Annotated in this window: 16 protein-coding genes, 1 pseudogene and 1 other annotated feature; of the genes and pseudogenes, 11 read left to right on the top strand and 6 right to left on the bottom strand. The window is 37.2% G+C overall.

Annotated features, from left to right (window positions below; genetic code table 11):
- Window positions 1-177 precede the first annotated feature (177 nt).
- The gene (gene sdaAA / locus IGJ76_RS11405; protein WP_067482964.1) at window positions 178-1,050 is read right to left on the bottom strand and encodes an L-serine ammonia-lyase, iron-sulfur-dependent, subunit alpha; all 873 of its coding nucleotides are present in this window, start codon (window positions 1,048-1,050) and stop codon (window positions 178-180) included.
- Window positions 1,051-1,067: 17 nt separating this feature from the next.
- Window positions 1,068-1,736 (bottom strand): L-serine ammonia-lyase, iron-sulfur-dependent subunit beta, encoded by a 669-nt coding sequence (gene sdaAB, locus IGJ76_RS11400; RefSeq protein ID WP_067482958.1) that lies wholly within the window; start codon window positions 1,734-1,736, stop codon window positions 1,068-1,070.
- Window positions 1,737-2,062: 326 nt separating this feature from the next.
- Here sdaAB and rplK point away from each other — a divergent pair, with 326 nt between their 5' ends.
- The 7 genes and pseudogenes from rplK to IGJ76_RS11365 all read left to right on the top strand — a co-directional run bounded on the left by rplK (window position 2,063) and on the right by IGJ76_RS11365 (window position 7,609).
- Window positions 2,063-2,485, top strand: a complete 423-nt coding sequence (gene rplK / locus IGJ76_RS11395) for a 50S ribosomal protein L11 (RefSeq protein WP_067482956.1) — start codon at window positions 2,063-2,065, stop codon at window positions 2,483-2,485.
- A 108-nt stretch (window positions 2,486-2,593) separates the two neighbouring features.
- A complete protein-coding gene (gene rplA, locus IGJ76_RS11390; protein ID WP_067482954.1) occupies window positions 2,594-3,283 on the top strand; it encodes a 50S ribosomal protein L1 in 690 nt (229 codons plus the stop codon).
- A gap of 82 nt (window positions 3,284-3,365) precedes the next feature.
- Window positions 3,366-3,491 (top strand) — a sequence feature (ribosomal protein L10 leader region).
- Window positions 3,492-3,609: 118 nt separating this feature from the next.
- A complete protein-coding gene (gene rplJ, locus IGJ76_RS11385; protein ID WP_067482952.1) occupies window positions 3,610-4,113 on the top strand; it encodes a 50S ribosomal protein L10 in 504 nt (167 codons plus the stop codon).
- Between the two features lie 50 nt (window positions 4,114-4,163).
- On the top strand, window positions 4,164-4,532 hold the full coding sequence (gene rplL / locus IGJ76_RS11380) for a 50S ribosomal protein L7/L12 (RefSeq protein WP_067482950.1): 369 nt from the start codon (window positions 4,164-4,166) through the stop codon (window positions 4,530-4,532).
- A 514-nt stretch (window positions 4,533-5,046) separates the two neighbouring features.
- Window positions 5,047-5,343, top strand: a pseudogene (locus tag IGJ76_RS11375) (hypothetical protein); the annotation flags it as partial.
- A gap of 320 nt (window positions 5,344-5,663) precedes the next feature.
- A complete protein-coding gene (locus tag IGJ76_RS11370) occupies window positions 5,664-6,359 on the top strand; it encodes a TVP38/TMEM64 family protein (RefSeq protein ID WP_067482948.1) in 696 nt (231 codons plus the stop codon).
- 68 nt (window positions 6,360-6,427) lie between these two features.
- A complete protein-coding gene (locus tag IGJ76_RS11365; protein WP_067482946.1) occupies window positions 6,428-7,609 on the top strand; it encodes an MFS transporter in 1,182 nt (393 codons plus the stop codon).
- 90 nt (window positions 7,610-7,699) lie between these two features.
- Here IGJ76_RS11365 and IGJ76_RS11360 read toward each other — a convergent pair whose 3' ends face one another.
- Window positions 7,700-9,256 carry an ABC-F family ATP-binding cassette domain-containing protein gene (locus IGJ76_RS11360; RefSeq protein ID WP_430596631.1) on the bottom strand — a complete coding sequence of 519 codons (1,557 nt, stop codon included), beginning with the start codon at window positions 9,254-9,256 and terminating at the stop codon, window positions 7,700-7,702.
- A 236-nt stretch (window positions 9,257-9,492) separates the two neighbouring features.
- Here IGJ76_RS11360 and nagB point away from each other — a divergent pair, with 236 nt between their 5' ends.
- The 3 genes from nagB to IGJ76_RS11345 all read left to right on the top strand — a co-directional run bounded on the left by nagB (window position 9,493) and on the right by IGJ76_RS11345 (window position 13,329).
- Complete coding sequence (gene nagB, locus IGJ76_RS11355) at window positions 9,493-10,194, top strand: glucosamine-6-phosphate deaminase (RefSeq protein WP_067482938.1); 702 nt, start codon at window positions 9,493-9,495, stop codon at window positions 10,192-10,194.
- A 572-nt stretch (window positions 10,195-10,766) separates the two neighbouring features.
- Entirely contained in the window at window positions 10,767-12,509 is a 1,743-nt protein-coding gene (locus tag IGJ76_RS11350; RefSeq protein WP_376022031.1) for a DUF2264 domain-containing protein, read from the top strand.
- Window positions 12,496-13,329, top strand: coding sequence for a hypothetical protein (locus IGJ76_RS11345; protein ID WP_270492977.1), 834 nt, complete (start codon window positions 12,496-12,498; stop codon window positions 13,327-13,329). Before IGJ76_RS11350 ends, IGJ76_RS11345 begins: the two co-directional genes overlap by 14 nt.
- 460 nt (window positions 13,330-13,789) lie before the next feature.
- Here IGJ76_RS11345 and IGJ76_RS11340 read toward each other — a convergent pair whose 3' ends face one another.
- The 3 genes from IGJ76_RS11340 to IGJ76_RS11330 form a co-directional block, all read right to left on the bottom strand.
- Window positions 13,790-15,589, bottom strand: a complete 1,800-nt coding sequence (locus tag IGJ76_RS11340; protein ID WP_376022030.1) for a glycoside hydrolase family 35 protein — start codon at window positions 15,587-15,589, stop codon at window positions 13,790-13,792.
- Window positions 15,590-15,601: 12 nt separating this feature from the next.
- Window positions 15,602-16,807 (bottom strand): glycoside hydrolase family 88 protein, encoded by a 1,206-nt coding sequence (locus tag IGJ76_RS11335; protein ID WP_430596630.1) that lies wholly within the window; start codon window positions 16,805-16,807, stop codon window positions 15,602-15,604.
- Between the two features lie 127 nt (window positions 16,808-16,934).
- Window positions 16,935-17,642 carry a GntR family transcriptional regulator gene (locus IGJ76_RS11330; protein WP_067482933.1) on the bottom strand — a complete coding sequence of 236 codons (708 nt, stop codon included), beginning with the start codon at window positions 17,640-17,642 and terminating at the stop codon, window positions 16,935-16,937.
- A gap of 229 nt (window positions 17,643-17,871) precedes the next feature.
- Here IGJ76_RS11330 and IGJ76_RS11325 point away from each other — a divergent pair, with 229 nt between their 5' ends.
- Window positions 17,872-18,798 carry a PTS mannose/fructose/sorbose transporter subunit IIAB gene (locus IGJ76_RS11325; RefSeq protein WP_271027074.1) on the top strand — a complete coding sequence of 309 codons (927 nt, stop codon included), beginning with the start codon at window positions 17,872-17,874 and terminating at the stop codon, window positions 18,796-18,798.
- The last annotated feature ends 15 nt before the right edge of the window (window positions 18,799-18,813 follow it).

Below are 18,813 nucleotides of genomic sequence, written 5' to 3'. Positions count from 1 at the left end.
ACTCTGGAATGAGGCTTGGTACTTAAAAACTATAGTAGTATGCTGGCCGTGATAGGATGCATGAATTTATCGGTTAACAAATACATAGGTAAAGAAAATAAAAAACCTGAAGACAACAACCATGAAAGGATTGTTGTCTTCAGGTTGGTCGAGGCAGAATTATCTGCCCCGACCTTTTTAAGCTTGTTTAGTTAACAGTTCATTGGTTAAGCGTTGTGCAGTTGGCGTAGTAGCTAGACCACCCTCAGCCGTTTCTTTGAAAATCGATGGCATTTGACGACCAACTTGATACATAGCAGCAACTACTTCGTCTGGTGGAATGACGCTTTCGATTCCTGCAAGTGCCATGTCTGCTGAAATAAAAGCTTGTGAGGAACCTAAAGCATTTCGTTTCACACAGGGAACTTCTACTAGTCCTGCAACAGGATCACAAATCAGTCCCATCATATTTTTTAAAGTAATGGCAATTGCTTGAGCAGCTTGATGAGGTGTGCCATTTTTAGCACAAACTAAAGCCGCAGCTGCCATTGCGCTAGCGGAACCAACCTCCGCTTGACAACCGCCTTCGGCACCGCTGATTGAAGCATTGTTTGCAATGACTAATCCAAATGCTCCTGCTGTGAATAAAAAGTCTAGTTGTTGCTCGTGTGTCAAAGAAAGACGTTCACGAACGGCCATTAATACACCGGGGACAACGCCCGCACTTCCAGCAGTTGGTGTTGCACAGATGAGTCCCATTTTGGCGTTGACTTCATTCACTGCGATGGCATTTCTTACTGCTGTTAAAATCGTATCACCGCTCAAAAAATCACCTTGTTCTAAGTAAGTATCTAAACGTTTTGCATCTCCACCAGTAATTCCTGTGACAGAAGTAACGCCAGCTTTTCCTTCAGTGATTGATTGCTCCATGACTGCTAGATTTTTTTCCATGATTTGAATGATGTGTTCGCGCGAACGGCCGCTCATTTCCATCTCGGTTGCAATCATTAGCTCTGCGACAGATGAGTAGTCTTTTGCTTGTTCGACTAATTCTTCAATTGATAAAAACATAGGCTTTGCAGACTCCCTTAATCAAAGTAATTCACGCTATCAATATGTGGTAGCTGTTGTAGTTTTCGGACAGTTTCTTCGACTTGTGGATCATCCACTTCGATAATCATAATGGCATTTTCACCTTTTGACTCTCTTGTCACGGTCATCGTTCCGATATTTGTGTTTGTTTCGGAAAGAATATTGGTCACTTTGGCAATCATTCCAGGAACGTCTTGATGGACAACAATCAGTGTTGGTGTTCCCATACTTAAAGAAATCTTGAAACCGTTGAGTTCGGAAATCTGAATATTTCCGCCTCCAATCGAGATACCAGTGACTGACAATTTCCGTTTTCCTTTTGATAAAAGCATTTTGACTGAGTTTGGATGTTCTGCTTTTTCACTTTTTGGTACGAATAAAACTTCCATCCCAGCTTCATACGCTAATTTTAGTGAATCAGCTAAACGTTCATCATCAGGTTCCATTCCCAACAAACCACCAACCAAAGCAATGTCGGTACCGTGGCCACGATAAGTTTTCGCAAATGACTCATAAAGGTAAATATCAACAGAATCTGGTTGCTCACCAAAAATACTGCGAATCACTTTGCCAATTCTAGCTGCTCCAGCTGTATGAGAACTGCTTGGACCAATCATCACTGGCCCGATAATATCAAAGACGCTTCTATACTTTAACTCTTTCATTTTTTCACCTCGTCAAATTCTTAAGGAAAAAAGTTTCTACAAACTTCATTTTTCGTACATTTAATTATTCTGGCGTAAGTTTAGCACAAAAGGACGAAAGAAAGAAAAAAATCTTTCCTTTATAAGAAAATTTTTAGCACTTTTTGCTGATAACTATAAAAATAATCAAAAAAATTCTTGAAAATATGATTGGATTTGCTATAATGTATCAGTGTGCATTGAAATGCACATTTTTATCTAACTTTTTTAAATTGATAGATGAAAACGTGGGAGGAGAAATATGTATCTCCAATTAACCACATCACGGACTTAAGGAGGTATGTCTCGTGGCAAAGAAAGTAGAAAAAATCGTTAAATTGCAAATTCCTGCAGGTAAAGCAACTCCAGCACCACCAGTAGGTCCTGCACTAGGTCAAGCGGGTATCAACATTATGGGATTCACTAAAGAATTCAACGCTCGTACAGCTGATCAAGCAGGCTTGATTATCCCAGTTGTAATCTCAGTATATGAAGATCGTTCATTTACTTTTGTTACAAAAACACCACCAGCTGCAGTTTTATTGAAAAAATCAGCTAAAATCGAAAAAGGTTCAGGTGAACCAAACAAAAATAAAGTTGCTACAATTTCTAGCGATCAAGTAAGAGAAATCGCTGAATTGAAAATGGAAGACCTAAACGCTGCTAACGTTGAATCAGCAATGCGCATGGTTGAAGGAACTGCACGAAGCATGGGTATCGTTGTAGAATAATTTATTCTACCGTCCCCAAGAAAGTAGCTTCTCAGTTGGCTCTGTATTGAAAGATATAGAACACGTGGGAGGTACAACCGTTATAACCACAATCAAGGAGGAAACAAAATGGCTAAAAAGAGCAAAAAAATGCAAGATGCATTAAAAAAAGTTGATTCAAGTAAAGTTTATCCTGTTGCAGAAGCAGTAGCTTTGGCAAAAGAAACTAACATTGCAAAATTCGACGCAACTGTTGAAGTTGCTTACCGTTTGAATGTTGACCCTAAAAAAGCAGACCAACAAATTCGTGGTGCTGTTGTATTACCAAACGGAACTGGTAAAACACAATCTGTTTTAGTATTCGCTAAAGGCGAAAAAGCAAAAGAAGCTGAAGCAGCTGGTGCAGATTTCGTTGGTGACGACGACATGGTTCAAAAAATCCAAGGTGGATGGTTTGACTTTGACGTAGTTGTTGCAACACCTGATATGATGGCAACTGTTGGTAAATTAGGTCGTGTATTAGGACCTAAAGGCTTAATGCCTAACCCTAAAACTGGAACAGTTACAATGGACGTAACAAAAGCTGTTAACGAAGTAAAAGCTGGTAAAGTAACTTACCGCGTTGACAAAGCTGGTAACGTACATGTTCCAATCGGTAAAGTTTCATTCGATGATGCAAAACTTATCGAAAACTTCCAAACAATCCATGATGTATTAGTGAAAGCTAAACCATCAGCAGCTAAAGGTCAATACATGAAGAATGTTACTGTAACAACAACATTTGGACCTGGTATCCACGTTGACCAAGCTTCTTTCTAATTTTAATTAAGTTAGATAGTTGATTGATCCAACTGAAAAATAATTCTTGACTCAACTAGTTTAGCGTGCTAAGCTAGTTGAGGTTAATAATTAACTTGTACCGAAGACAGTAGGTGGCTTAGCCTTAATTTCCTACCGAGGACGTTTATTGAATAATTTCAATAGTCCCTCTATGTCTACGGTGGCATAGGGTTTTTTTATTGTGAATTACTAAGAAATTAGCTGATGAACAATACTCGCTAAGCGAAGTAAAAAGGATTTCTTTTGAACAGCATAATGAGGCAACTAAAAACTCTTCCATCAAAATTCAGGAGGTGAAACTCAAAATGAGTGAAGCAGCAATCGCAAAAAAAGCAGAAATCGTTGATAAAGTAAGTGAAAAATTTACAGCAGCAGCATCTGTAGTAGTCGTTGACTACCGTGGACTAACTGTTGATGAAGTAACTCGCTTACGTAAACAACTTCGTGATGCAAACGTAGAAATGAAAGTTATCAAAAACTCTATCCTTTCACGTGCTGCAAAACAAGCTGGATTAGAAGGCTTGGACGAAGTATTTACTGGCCCTACAGCCGTTGCATTTAGTAACGAAGATGTAGTTGCACCAGCAAAAATCATGGATGAATTTGCTAAAGAAGCAAAAGCATTAGAAATCAAAGGCGGTATCATCGAAGGTAAAGTATCTTCATTGGAAGAAATTACAGCCTTGGCAAAATTGCCAAACCGCGAAGGTCTTCTTTCTATGTTGCTATCTGTACTACAAGCGCCAGTCCGCAACGTGGCTTACGCTGTCAAAGCAGTCGCAGACAAAGAAGATGGAGATGCAGCTTAATAGCCGCATAGCATAAATAAAACAAACAACATTTAATGGAGGAAATTATCATGGCATTGAACATTGAAAACATCGTTGCTGAGTTAAAAGAAGCAACTATCCTAGAACTTAACGACCTAGTTAAAGCTATTGAAGAAGAATTTGGCGTATCTGCTGCTGCTCCTGTAGCTGCAGCTGGTGCTGTAGCAGGTGCTGCAGCTGAAGAACAAACTGAATTCACTGTAGAATTAACTGCAGCTGGAGACCAAAAAGTTAAAGTTATCAAAGCAGTTCGTGAAGCAACTGGCTTAGGCTTGAAAGAAGCTAAAGCTGTAGTTGACGGCGCTCCTGCACCAGTTAAAGAAGGCGTGTCTAAAGACGAAGCTGAAGAATTAAAAGCTAAACTTGAAGAAGTTGGCGCATCAGTAACAGTTAAATAATTTTTGCTGATTATAGAGCACCAAAATCCTTGATATGATGGGATTTTGGTGCTTTTTTATTATGCTTACTGATGTAAAAATATGAGTCTAGTGTGATAAAAAAGCTTACTGAATATTATTTCAGTAAGAGATTGAAACTTGTAGAAAGGACTCTAAACAAGAGTTTCTGTAGTAAGATTTGAGTCTGAAGAAACGAAAGTAACGTTAGAAGCACTTTTTCATTATTTAAATCGCTTAAATATTAGATCTGAAAAATTTTTTTGATAGTTAATCAGGAAAGTAAAAATGAAAAAGAAGATATTTATCAATACTTTTTAAAGGAAGTGACTAACCTATCTTCATCGAAGTTTATTTGCAACTTGAAAAAATGGGAATAAGATGGAATCATCTTTTATTTACTACTTTTTGTAGAGGCCGCAAATATTCAAAATAGAATCTATGACAAGAGAACTGATTTGGACTCTGAAATAGTAGTTGTAAAAAATATTTAGATAAAGTTTAAACCTGGGGATGTTTTGAATTCTCTATGTTTACTAATTGTCTAAGTCTTTTTTCAATAAGTTATATTAAGAATCAATATGTGATTATAATGAACACATATGATAAGTGTCATGGTTATCCCAAATATCAGCATTGTAAAATATCTTTTTTGGTAAATTATTTAATCCTACTTTTTGAAAGAAAGCACTATTCTTTTATTCCTGAAGTTCTACTACAGTTACATAATGCTTTATCTGATATATCTTATGTTAGTGGTAGAATTTTTTGGTATTTTTTGCTAATACATACAAAAAGGTTGTTAATCACATAGAATTTGATTCCTCATCAATTATTTTTTGGGTAAAATTATTAGAGTGTGATAATTTTTCTATGCAGTTGTCTGATTTTTCAAAAATGATTGATTTGAAAACAGTATTTTAATCACTATTTTTATGATAATCTATTGAAAATTAGGGATTGAACATTGAACTGGCAAGGTATCAATGAATTTTACTCTAGATTAAAAAGACTAGTACATAGAAAAACTGAAAAGTTGGAGCTAGGATAAGGTGACTTAAGGAGGAAACAAAGAAAGAGAAACCTATGCTAAAATAAGATATAAATAGGGAGTATTTGAGAAAAGGAGTATCAATGAAAAAGAGAATAGTTCAAATCATTTTGATTCTATGTGGTATCGGATTGATTTCTTTTATTGGTTATCATGTCTATTTGCAATATGCAAAGGATATTGATATTTTGTTAAATCCAAAGGCAAGTCAGGCGTTATTACAAAAAACAGTACGTTCCCATGGGGTAATTACTGCGGCGTTATTGATTTTATTAACAACAGTGATGTGTGTTGTTCCAGGGATTCCGACATCAATTGTTGGCGTTTTGGTGGGGGTTAGCTATGGTCCAATTCTTGGAAGTCTCATCAATATTAGTGGGAATGCCTTGGGAAACTTATTCGCTATTTTTTTATTACATCACTTAACTTTTTTGGATCAGTCAACCAAAGAAAATCGCTGGGTGAAAGCAATTACTCGAATGAGGCATCCTAAAATAGGTGTGATGATTGGCTACATGGTACCAGTGATTCCTTCTTCCATTGTCAGTTTTACAGCCTATACACTGAATCTATCTTTAAAACAAGTAGCGTTATCGGTGATTTTAGGTGTATTACCGTCATCAATCTTATATGCTTGTGGGGGCGAAGCCTTGTTCCATGGCTATAACAAAACAGCAGTAGGAATTATTGCTAGTGTACTTCTACTGATTGGGTTAGTTGTTATTATTTATAAGGACCGTGAAAAACATCGTCTAGATAAGGTAAAGAAAAGTGAATAAAATGTTCTTAGATGATTTCATTTTTTTTATGAAAGAGCTACACTATTAGTTGGAAGTGAGGGGAAAGAATGGAACAAAAAAACCAAATTCAACTAACAGGAGCATTGACGACTTTACTAGCAACTACTTGTGGTGTAGTGGTTGCCAATATGTATTATATCCAACCGATTGGAACAAAAGTAGCAACAAGTTTTTCAGTTAGTACGAGTGCAATTGGTATTTTAACCATGTTGACGCAACTCGGCTATGCTTTAGGCTTATTATTCTTAGTGCCATTGGGCGATGTGGTAAATCGACCTAAATTGATTATTCGAATGGCTGCATTGTCTGCTATTTCGTTGTTGGCTGCTTTTTTTGCGCCATCGTTTACGTTATTTGCATGTGCATCTTTCTTAATTGGTTTACTGTCTATTGTGCCACAAATCATTATTCCGTATGGCGCTGTCTTAGCGGGCTCAGCCGCACGCGGAAAAGTAATGGGACAATTATTAAGTGGTTTATTGATTGGGATTTTATTATCGAGAACAGTATCAGGAATTATTGCCAGCGTGTTTTCTTGGCGAATGGTCTATTTATTTGCGTTGCTTGCTGTGGGGCTGTTAACAGCGTTGCTTTATGTGAAATTGCCGAGGACGCAAGAAAGTCGAAAAGCATCAGTTTCTTATATCGATTCTTTGAAGAGCTTACCGCATTTATTTGCATCTCAACGTTTATTACGTGAATCAGCATTCAACGGCTTTTTTATGTTTGGAACGTTTTCTATTTTTTGGTCAACTTTGATTTTTTATATTAGCAGTCCTGTTTATCATTGGGGCACATTTGAAGCAGGGATCTTAGCGATTTTTGGTTTGTCGGGAGCTGTTGCAGCACCGATTGTTGGGCGTTTAGCAGATTCCTATTCCGAAAGAAAGATTATTTCGATGGGATTGTGGATGCAAACACTTAGTTTTGTCTTACTTTTGATTGGCGGAGATCATCTAACGCTTCTATTATTTGCAATTATTTTATTAGATGTTGGTAATCAATTTGGTCAAGTTTCTAACCAAGCACGTGTTCAAGGTCTTGGTGAAGAAGCAAGTAACCGGAATAATACGATTTTCATGTTTATGTATTTTATCGGGGGAGCAACAGGTTCGTTAGTAGGAACAACGATGTGGGAACATTTTGGCTGGATGGGTGTCACACTTGCAGGACTCGCTTTTCAAGCATGTGCCTATTTCTGTCAATTGGTTTTATTCCGCAAGAAATAAAGAGTTAGTAATAATCAAAAACAAAAAAAGGTGAAACAAAACGTATTTTCGTTTTGCTTCACCTTTTTTGTTTTGACACCTGTCATTTGCTCAGTGCTTGCTGCTGTACGTTGCTTCATTCGTTTCGATCTCAATCACTCGATCAACCAGTTCTTGATAAAATTCTTGTTCATGGGAAACAACTAAGACAGTTCCTGTAAATTGTTGTATTCCTTTTTGCAAGCTTGCTTTTGTTTCGTGATCAATATGGTTAGTGGGCTCATCTAAAATCAGGAGATTGCCACTGTTCATAGTCATCTGTGCAAGTTTTACTTTTGTTTGCTCACCACCACTTAGCGTAGCTAGAGGTTCGCTTGCCAGCTGGTTAACTAAGCCAGCTTTGGCTAATTGACGACGTAATTCTTTGATCGTTGCTTTTGGAAAGTGCCCACTTAAATATTGCAAAGGTGTTTCTAATGGGTTTTCCCAAGTTAGGTCTTGCGAAAAATAATTGATTTTGGTGTTTTCTGGAAAATGAAAATCACCATCTAACTGTTTGATTTCACCAATTAAGGTTTTAAGCAGTGTTGATTTTCCGATTCCGTTAAAGCCACGAATCGCAACCGTTTCCCCAAAGCGAATAGTCAAGTTGATAGGTGCTAGTAGAGGTCGTTCATACCCAATGATTAAATCGGTTGTCTCTAGTGCTAATGTTGTCACGATTGGTGTGAAAGGAAAATCAAATACTGCAGTTGCTGTGTTGGTTGGTGGCTTCAATCGATCAACTTTATCTAATTGTTTTTGGCGACTCTTTGCCATTGTCGAGCGAGAACCGGCTTTGTATTTACGAATATAGGCTTCTGTTTTCTCAATTTGTTTTTGTTGCGCATGATATTGACGTAAATAACTTTCTCGGTTTTGTTCTTTTTGTTTCAAAGCCTGTTTTAGATGGCCAGTGTATTTCGTTAATTGACCGAATTCAATATCAGCAATGTGTGTAGTGATTTGGTCTAAAAATTCTTGATCGTGGGAAATCACGATATACGCACCTTGAAAGCTTTGCAGAAATTGTGTCAGCCATTGAATGTGTTGATCGTCTAAATGGTTCGTGGGTTCGTCCAAGATTAAAACATCAGGATTTTCTAAAAGTAATTTAGCTAAAATCACTTTTGAACGTTGTCCACCGCTTAGTTCTTTTAACAATGTGTTGGCTCCCAACACATCTAAGCCAAGTCCGCTACTCATTTCAGCGACAAGTGTATCAATTTGATAAAAGATTCCTTGATCGAGTTCGGTTTGTAATTTTCCTGCCTTTTCAAGTAGTGAATCATCAAAAGTTTCACCGTATTGGGTATAAAGCTCGCCAATTTTTTGTTCTTTTTCAAATTCATCGGCATAAGCAGTTTTCAGAAACTCTTGGATTGTCAATTGTTCGTCAACTTCGACATACTGGTCTAAATAGCCACGATGAATATTCTTTTGCCATTGGATATGACCGTTATCTGGCAAAATTTCCCCTGTGATAATTTTAATCAGGGTACTTTTACCCGCACCATTTTGACCAATCAGTCCTAAATGTTCACCAGCATTTAATTGCAGTTGGACATCTTCATAAAGAATTTTATCACCGAATTGTTGGGTGATATTTGTTAGTGTTAATATACTCATAATTTCTCCTTCTTAATAGTAAAAAAACTGCAGACAATTGTGTCCGCAGTCATCAAGTATCCTGGTTAAAGTGCAGCAAAAATCAATTTAATTATCTCGTCTTATGCAAACTAACACAGATGAATGAAAAATGTCAAGAAAACGAAAAAAAACGAATTTGGTCTATACTAATTATTGTAATTCCAAAAAAAGGGTGCTATAATTGGGCTATACCAAAACACAAAGGAGTAATCACTATGGAAATCATTCGTGTGAAAAACGCTGAAGAAGGCGGCAAAAAAGCTTTTGAAATAATCAAAGACGGCATGGAAAATGGGGCAAAGGTTTTAGGCTTGGCAACAGGTAGTACACCAATTACTTTATATAAAGAAATGACTTCAAGCGACATTGATTTTAGTGACATGACTTCTGTTAACTTAGATGAGTATGTTGGACTAGGCGGATCAGATGAACAAAGCTACCGTCATTTTATGAATGTTCAATTATTTGATAAAAAACCATTCAAAGCAACTTATGTACCAAATGGTAAAGCGGACGATTTAGGTGCTGCATGTAAAGAATATGACAAAACAATTGATGAAAATCCAATTGATATTCAAATCTTAGGAATTGGTCAAAATGGACACATTGGTTTCAATGAACCTGGTGCGCCACTTGATGGAACAACTTCTGTCGTTGACTTAACTGAATCAACAATCAATGCAAATAAACGTTTCTTTGATAAAGTGGAAGATGTACCAACTAAAGCTGTTTCAATGGGAATTGGTTCAATTCTTAAAGGTAAGAAAATCGTCTTGATGGCTTATGGCGAAAACAAAGCAGATGCAATCAAAGGAATGGTGGATGGACCTGTGACGACAGAAATGCCAGCAAGTGCATTGCAAAACCATGATGACGTTGTTGTAATCATCGACGAAGAAGCTGCAAGTAAACTGTAAAGAAAAGGTTGTGGTTCCAAGCGACTAGCTCCGAAAAAATAGCAAACAGGCGCACAAAATAGCTCTTCATATTTTGGTGAGACTGTGAGCTATTTCGAGGAGTTGCTTGGGGAACACCGTGAATGAGGTTGTGGTTCCAAGCGTTAAACTTCAAGCAATAAGGAATTTTTTATAGAAATAGTTTCTCATGTTTTTATGAAAAAAAGACTTATTGCCGAAGGAGTTGCTTTGGGAACACCATTTGCTCGAAAACAGGAGGCATGACAAAACTTTTGTCATGCCTCCTGTTTTGTTGTATGAACTTAGGTGAAACGAACGATTCGTGGTAGCCAGTTTTATTTTTAAAAGGGTAAAATTATTTGATAAATTTTTTTTCATTTGTTTTAGGTTAAGTAAAAAAGAAAAGCTGGCTGAATCCTTGAGGTTGAAAATGCTTAGTGCTAAGTTAATAGGTTAAGTTAGTAGCTAAAAAATTTTTTTCTCATCTAACATTCATTTTGAAAGAAATGTTGGGTTGAAAAAGCAGTGATGCCTTGTTATTCTTGACTGAAAGAGGTAAGGGGGGAGCTTGGATGTATCAGCAAGAGAGCCATCATTTTTTTACGCGCGAAGATTTTCAACATGCATTGGAAGAGATGATTCAGCCTTTACGAAATGAGATGATTCATTCGGAATTGGCCGGATTACACTTGGGGAGTAGCGGAGCAGTATACGATCAAAAACGCGCGGATATGGAAGCGCTTATCCGCGTGCTTTGGGGATTAGGACCATACTGGACGATGAATCAAGAGGATGAATTAAGAGATGTTTATATCCAAAAAGTTTCAAACGGAACCGACCCAGATAGTCCATACTACTGGGGGACAGTCGAAGACTACGATCAATATATTGTTGAAATGGCGGCACTTTCGCTAAATTTATTATTAAACAAAGATTCTTTTTGGGTAGAAATGTCTACAACGAGTCAACGCAATCTTGTTGCTTGGCTAGCACAAGCTTTGGATAAAAAAATTCCGAAAAATAATTGGACTTTTTTCAAAGTATTGATTCGTTTGGCATTAGCTCATTGTGGAGAAAAGTTGAATCGTGAAAAGTTAAATGAAGAGCTGACTTTAATTGATACAATGGCGATTGAAAATGGTTGGTATGTAGATGGTAAACCAACGCAAAAAGATTATTATGTACCTTTTGCTTTTCATTATTATGGGTTGATTGTTGCGAAATTTATGAAGGAAGAACTGCCAGAATGGGCAGATAAATTTATTGATCGAGCAAGACGGTTTACACAAGAATTTATTTATTTTTTTGACTCAGCTGGCGAAGCATTACCTTACGGACGAAGTCTGACTTATCGATTTGCGCAAGGTGCATTTTTTTCGGCACTGATTTTTGCAGAAGTGGAAGCAATTCCTTGGGGACAAATAAAAACACTTTTATCGAATCATCTACAGACCTGGTTGGCACATGATATCTTTACTTTTGATGGCCGATTGTCAATTGGTTATCACTATGAGAATCTTGTGATGGCGGAAGGATATAATGCACCAGGATCGCCTTATTGGGCATTTAAATTTTTCTTGTTATTAGCCACGGAACCAGCACATCCATTTTGGCAAGCAGAGCCAGAATCAATTGTAAAAAAAGAAAATCAGATAGTTACTGCGGGGAATATGTTCGTCGTTCAGGCAAAAAATGGGCAACATGTCCTGGGCTATCCATTTGGAAATCTAGTGCATAACCAAGCTCATGCTGAAGCAAAGTACAGTAAATTTGTTTATTCGACCAAGTTTGGGTTCAGTGTTCCAAAAGCTAGTTCTGAGTATGAAGCAGGTGCGTTTGATAATGTTCTGGCAGTTTCTAGAGATGGTCAGTATTACCGAGTGAAAGGAGAAGTCATTGATTATCACGCAGATAATAATTGTGTAAGTTATCTCTGGCGACCGTTTAGAGAAGTAGAAATTCAGACAGAAATTTATCCATTTGGTGAATGGCATGTGCGAGTGCATGAAATCAAAACGACAATCCCAATCGAAATCAGAGAAGGTGGATTTAGTTTGCCGTTAAAAGGGAAAAACATTGGGGGGATAGTTGAACCATTATCCGCGAAAATCATTTCAGAAGAACTATGTTCGCAAATTATAGCGATTGAAGGATATGAGAAAGCAAAGATAACGCAACTGGAAGCAAATACTTCTTTGTTTTTTCCACGAACTAGTTTACCGTATTTAAAAAATCAGTTGCAACCAGGAACGCATCGCTTGATTTGTTTAGTTGGTGGCATAACAGGAGAGGGAGAGAAACATGCTGAAAATTAGTTTGAAGGATCAATACAATCAACCAATTATTGGAAAAATCGATCATGACAAAGAGACAGGTCCATTTGAAGCAAGAGGAGAAGAAATGGCTGTCTTGGCAATCAAAGATTACCGTTATCAGTTGGGAGATAAAGTCGTAGTGACTACAGAGGCAAATGAAAGTTATTTTGTCGTTCAGTTAGATGAAACATTAGCACCAAATTTAATCTATTTGCCCGAAGAAAAATGGGAATATCATTTTCCATTGGAGGAGTCCTTGACGAAATCAAGTGTAGAAACTGGATTTCAATCAGCTCGCCATCAGTTGATGATTCGCAAAGCTTATGAGTTTGAAATCACTAACTATCAAAACTTGTCCATCAACACACACGACCAAAAAAATGATTCAGGTGCTTACCCACATGCTTTTGCAAATGTAGAAACACGAAATGATTCTGTCTTTTTTGCTAAAAATGCAATTGATGGTAAATATGGAAACCTTTCTCATGGTTCCTATCCATTTGCTTCATGGGGGATCAATCAACAAGCAGATGCAGAGTTAGTTATCGATTTTGGACGAGTGATTGAGACAGACCGGGTACAAGTACTCTTTCGTGGCGATTATCCACATGATAGTTTTTGGACAGAGATTACTTTACTTTTTTCAGATGGCGAAACGTTGGTTGTACCAACAACAAATACTTTGTCATTTCAAGAGATCACTTTCCCCATGAAAAAGACAAGCAAACTAACAATCAAAAACTTGAAAAAAGCAAATGATGATTCACCATTTCCTGCATTGACACAAATCGAAGTCTTTGGACGAAATAGTCATGAATAACAAAAGAATAAATCACAGAAGGCTGAAGTAACTGATTCAGCCTTCTGTGATTTATTCTAGTAATGTATGCTATTCATCGAAATTGATGTTTTAAGCCATAAATTAAAAAAGGGATTGCTAAAGTCTCTCCACGTTGGCAATCCCTTTTTTTCATAGACATAGGAGAAGCTATTTTTAAAAAGATGTTCTTATTGCTCGAAAGCTGCTTGGAGCCACAACCTCATTCACGGTGTTCCCCAAGCAACTCCTCGAAATAATTCGTAACTGTCTCAAAATATAAAAAACTATTTTTGTCAGTTTCTTATTATTTTGTCAGAGCTGACCGCTTGGAGCCACAACCTCATTCACGGTGTTCAAAAAGTAACTCCTTCAAAACAAGCATAAATTACTCAAAAATTTGAGAAGCAATTTTCGTTAATTTATGCTTATTTATTGGAGCTGGGCACTTCTTTCACAACCTCTACAGGTTTGGCCGATCAATAACCTTTTCTTTCGGCATATCAACGAAGCAAAGCTCCTCGATTTCAATACCTTCCGTCTCAAAAATCACAAGTTCATTTTCTCCTTGCTTCAAGAAACTTTTTGGACAATATAGAGTTAGAAGTGGTCCTTGATTCCAGTAACGTCCTAGATTGATTCCGTTAACGACCACAACGCCTTTACCATAACGAGAACAATCAATAAAGGTATCAGCTGTTTCTGCTAAATCAAACTTAAATTGATAAAATGAAGGTTGCTCTGGCACTTTTCCAGCTTGATAATCAATTTTTTCGAGTTGTTCTTTTTCCAACGTCAATGGATAGTGAACATATCCTTGATGAAAATGGATATCTTGCATGATTCCTCCACGAATACCTTTTGATTGCTCGGGGCCGTTTAATTTTGCTCCGTAATTTACTCGACCTAAATTTTCTACTAATACATCAATTTGGATTACTTCGTTTTCTTTTTGACCAGCAATCATAATTTCTTCGCCAAGTGTTTCTTGATATTGTGTAGCCTGATGTTCGCCATCACTATAGATATGTGCGCGATCACTAGTTTCGACAAGTCGTAATTTATTTTTGTGCTGATAATTTTTCCACTGAGCAGAATACAGCACATAACCGTAACCTGTACTGATGTTTTCCATGGTTAGTGGGTAAGGCGAAGCAATTCCTGCCATCATTTGATCTTTTGTTTTGAAAAAAGAAACACTTTCTGTCACTGGATAGTTCCCAAGAGCACTTATTTTTTTCGTTCTTGGTTCTGCTTGCCAAACATCAGGACAGACCTCTTTGATTGCTTGTTGCACAAGATAGTACTTTTCAGTTGGTTCACCAGCTTCAGTTAACAACGCATCATAATCATAGCTTGTGACTTGTGGTAAGTCCAACATTCCTCGAGCTGAACAACCATTATAGAAACCGAAATTTGTACCGCCATGAAACATATACAGATTAAGCGAGCCAACCTTCAGCATCTCTTTGACTTCATTTGCTAAATCTTGGGCATCTCGTTTGATAATAGGTTCGTTCCAACGATTGAACCAGCCATCCCAGTATTCCATACACATGATGGGCCAATTTTTTCCATGTTGTTGCATAAATTTTTTTAAAACGTTTGCATTTTCTTTTGAATGGCTACCAAAGTTTCCAGTGACAAATACATCATCTTCAATCAATGTACCCGCATCTAAAACTTCAGGCCAAGAACCATCGGAGGTAAATAACGGAATAGTGATTGCAAAAGATTCAATCAATTGCTTTGTTTGTCGAAGATATTCTTTTTCCATGCCATAAGAACCATACTCATTTTCGATTTGCATCATGATAACAGGACCACCTTGAGAAACTTGAAGGGGTGCTAGTTTTGGTAACAAAACAGTGTAATAATTTTTGACTTTTTCCATAAATCGAGGGTCAGTCGAGCGTAATCTTATACCAGATTCTTTCAAAAGCCAAGCTGGTAAACCACCAAATTCCCACTCAGCACAGATGTAAACAGAAGGACGTAAAATGACCATCAAACCTAATTCTTGTGCTAAGTTAACAAAAGCGACAACATCTTTCATTCCTTCAAAATCAAAAGTTCCCTCTTTAGGTTCATGGATGTTCCATGGAATGTAAGTTTCTACCGTGTTGGCGCCTAAAGCTTTTAAGTTATACAGGCTGTCTTCCCACTGAGCAGGTGCTAGTCGAAAGTAGTGAATTGCTCCGCTGATTAATTTGATGGGTTCTCCATCAAGTAAAAAATCTTCTTTGATTTCAAATGTCTGCATCTTTTTTTCTCCTCACCAATATTTTTTCCACTCGGGATTTGCTAAACGCATGAGTGCTTCGAAATAAAAATAGTCGCCCCAAAGATTTGGTTCATCAATGCCTTTTCCTTCGGCGTGTGCGTAGACACCGTGTAGTAGAAGACCTTCGTTTACAGTTTCATGTTTGGCTGAATACTTTTCACCTAATTGATAAATCATTCCTTGAGCTAATTCCTTCGCGGCTGGATAGGCGTTACTTTTTTCTGCTTCCAGCAGGCCACATGCAGTAATTGCTAGGGCAGAACTGTCTTTGTCTGAAGGGACTTGGTCATTAAAATCAAAGTCCCAGTAAGGAACGAGATCTTGAGGCAAGTTAGTTAGAAAGACATCAACGATTTCGTTATAGTTTTGTGGAAAGCCAGCATTTGTTAACGACGTATCTTTCTGTGCCCCATTTTCTTGCTTATTTTGTGAATAGCTTTCGTTTAATAGGATACCCAAAATTGCCCAGCTTTGTCCACGTGCCCAAATCGAATCATCACTGTTCCCTTGATGAGTGGCACCGTGGCTTGGTTTGCCGGTTAGCGGATCAAAATAATAAGTATGGAAAGTTGTCGCATTTTCTCGAATGACCGTTTTTAGTAAAGTCTGATAGTGCTTTTGGGCAACTTCTTGATAGCGCATATCTCCAGAAATCTCTGTTGCACGAAAGAGCAATGGCAAATTAATTAGTGAGTCAATGATTAGTCGATACTCTTTGGGATCACCCAATTTTCCCCAAGCTTGAATAAACTGTCCTTTTTTTTGAAAACGTGCCATTAAAACATCTGCAGCTTGTAAAATTTGTTGCTGACATAACAAACTGTCGGTAACAGTATAGCCCGCGCCGGCAGATAAACTATATAAAAAGCCGATATCGTGGTGATCTAAAACAAAATGATTTTCTAATCGCTCTTGAAAGTTATGGATATTTTCCATCGCACGAACTAAAAATGTCTCTCTCCCAGTCCATTCGTAAGCGAGCCAAAGCATCCCAGTCCAAAAACCATTTGTCCAATCATCATTTGGTTTGATTCGATAGTTTCCGTTTGTTGCACAGGCAGAAGGAAAATCTAACCCATAACGTTGCATGTTGGCTTCGATTGTTTGACAGCACCAATCTAATTGTTGTGTCAACCAGTCTTGTTGTACGTTGCTACCGAGTTGAATCAGTTCCTGTTTCTTATCTTGAAGTTTCATGAGAGCCTCCTTTTAACTTGTTAACATATTAACTTAGATTAGTATACAGTACTTAACTACAAAAAGCGAATATTCCATTTCTTTTTATTTATTTAAAAAAGGATAGAAACGCAAAAAAAGTGGTCGCTTACTCAGCTTCCACTTCGATTTTGGTTTTGAAATATTTCCAATGTTTATAACTGACGATATATTCTGCAACACTTTGATCAGCTAAGTAAGAATGTTTGACTTGTTTGACGACAGGTTCTCTAAAACTTAACTGTAATAAATTCAATAATTCTGAGTTATCAGAAAAAATAATTTCGTCTGTTTCAACAGAAGACAAAGAGAATAAATCAATATCAAAGTCTTTACGTACTCGCTCATAAATGCTTGCGTAGGTTGAGAGATCTTTTGTCAGTGGTTCTTTTACTAACTTCTTAGGTAGATGAGTGATATGTAAAAGAAAAGGGACGTCTTCAAAAAAACGAACACGTTTGATTTTATAGTAGGAAGCATTGGCAGGTAAGCCCAGTTCCTTTAAAATAGTAGGGTGATTTTCTTCTTCAATAGCTAAAACTTTGACTTTCTCTTTATCTAAAGAATGAAGTTCAATATCAGAGAATTTCACACTTTGGGAGACTTTTGATTTAGAAACAAAAGTTCCTTTTCCTTGAATACGGTAAAGATAGCCAGCTGTCGTCAACTCATTTAATGCTTTGACAGCTGTGATTGAGCTGACAGAATATTTTTGTTTGATGTCAGCTTCTGAATAGAATTTATCGCCAGGAATAAATTTATGTTTTTTTATTTCCGCTAATAAATCTTGCTTAATTTGTTCATATTTGGGAATCATTCGATTATACCCTCCATTCTCTGCGGTAAATACTAACTAGTAGCATAACATGTTAACTTTAGTTTAGCAATTGATTATCGCTAGGCCAATTCACAAAATGTGATTTTTATCGAAAAAAATATAATATGTTAAGATGTTAGGTTTACGTGGAGAAAGTGGTGTGATATAGTATGGGTAAGCAAAACATAATATGTTAAGTTGAATATTCAATTTTGGGGGAGGAAGACAGATGAGAAATATCCTATTGATTAGCCATGGGAATATGGCGGAAGGAGTCAAAGCAAGTTTGGAGATGATTGTCGGTAAGCAGGCACATGTTCACACAGCTTCTTTGAAACCAGACGGGGATAATCTACAATTTGAAAATGAATTAGAAGAAAAAATGAAAGCCCTTAACGGCGAGACTTTGATCATTGCCGATTTATTGGGTGGAACACCGTGCAATGTTGCATTGACTAACTATCTTGAAAATGACGAGGTAGAAATCATTGCGGGAATGTCTTTACCATTAGTCATTGAAGCTACATTGAATAGCCATGCTAGTGTTAGTGAGTTGATTCAGCTATCGATAAGTGGGATTACAAATGTTAAAAAGAAAATGCTGGAAGCCGAAGTAGAAAAAGATCCGGTTGTTTCCAATGAAGATTTAGAAAAATACAAAGAATATGAAGGCAAAGCCAACATCGTGAATGTCCGCATCGACGAACGATTGATTCATGGACAAGTTGCAGGTATCTGGTCACCTAGCTTGAATACACAGCGAATCATTGTGATTAACGATGAAGCAGCTACAGATTCTTTACAAAAATCTTCACTAAGAATGGCAGCGCCTACATCTATGCGACTTTCAGTTTTAGATGTTGCTACTGCAGCTAAAAATATCCAATCAGGTAAGTACGGTAAGCAAAGAATATTCTTGGTCTTTAAAAATCCAACTGATGTATTGAGATACTTAGAAGCTGGTGGTCAATTGGAAACGGTCAATGTTGGAAACATGAGTTATAAGGAAGGCGCAAGAGATATAACGAAGAGTATCAAAGTATTGAAAGAAGAAGAAATAGTTTTTGAAGCGATTGCCGCAAAAAAAGTGAAAGTAACTGCGCAATTGGTACCAAATGATCCAGTTATCGACTTTATGGAAAAATTAAGAAGCTAATATTAGGAGGAAGAC

It is taken from the genome of Enterococcus sp. DIV0175 (assembly GCF_050529075.1).
Lineage (GTDB): Bacteria > Bacillota > Bacilli > Lactobacillales > Enterococcaceae > Enterococcus_B > Enterococcus_B thailandicus.
This window is presented reverse-complemented; position numbering and strand designations above follow the sequence as displayed.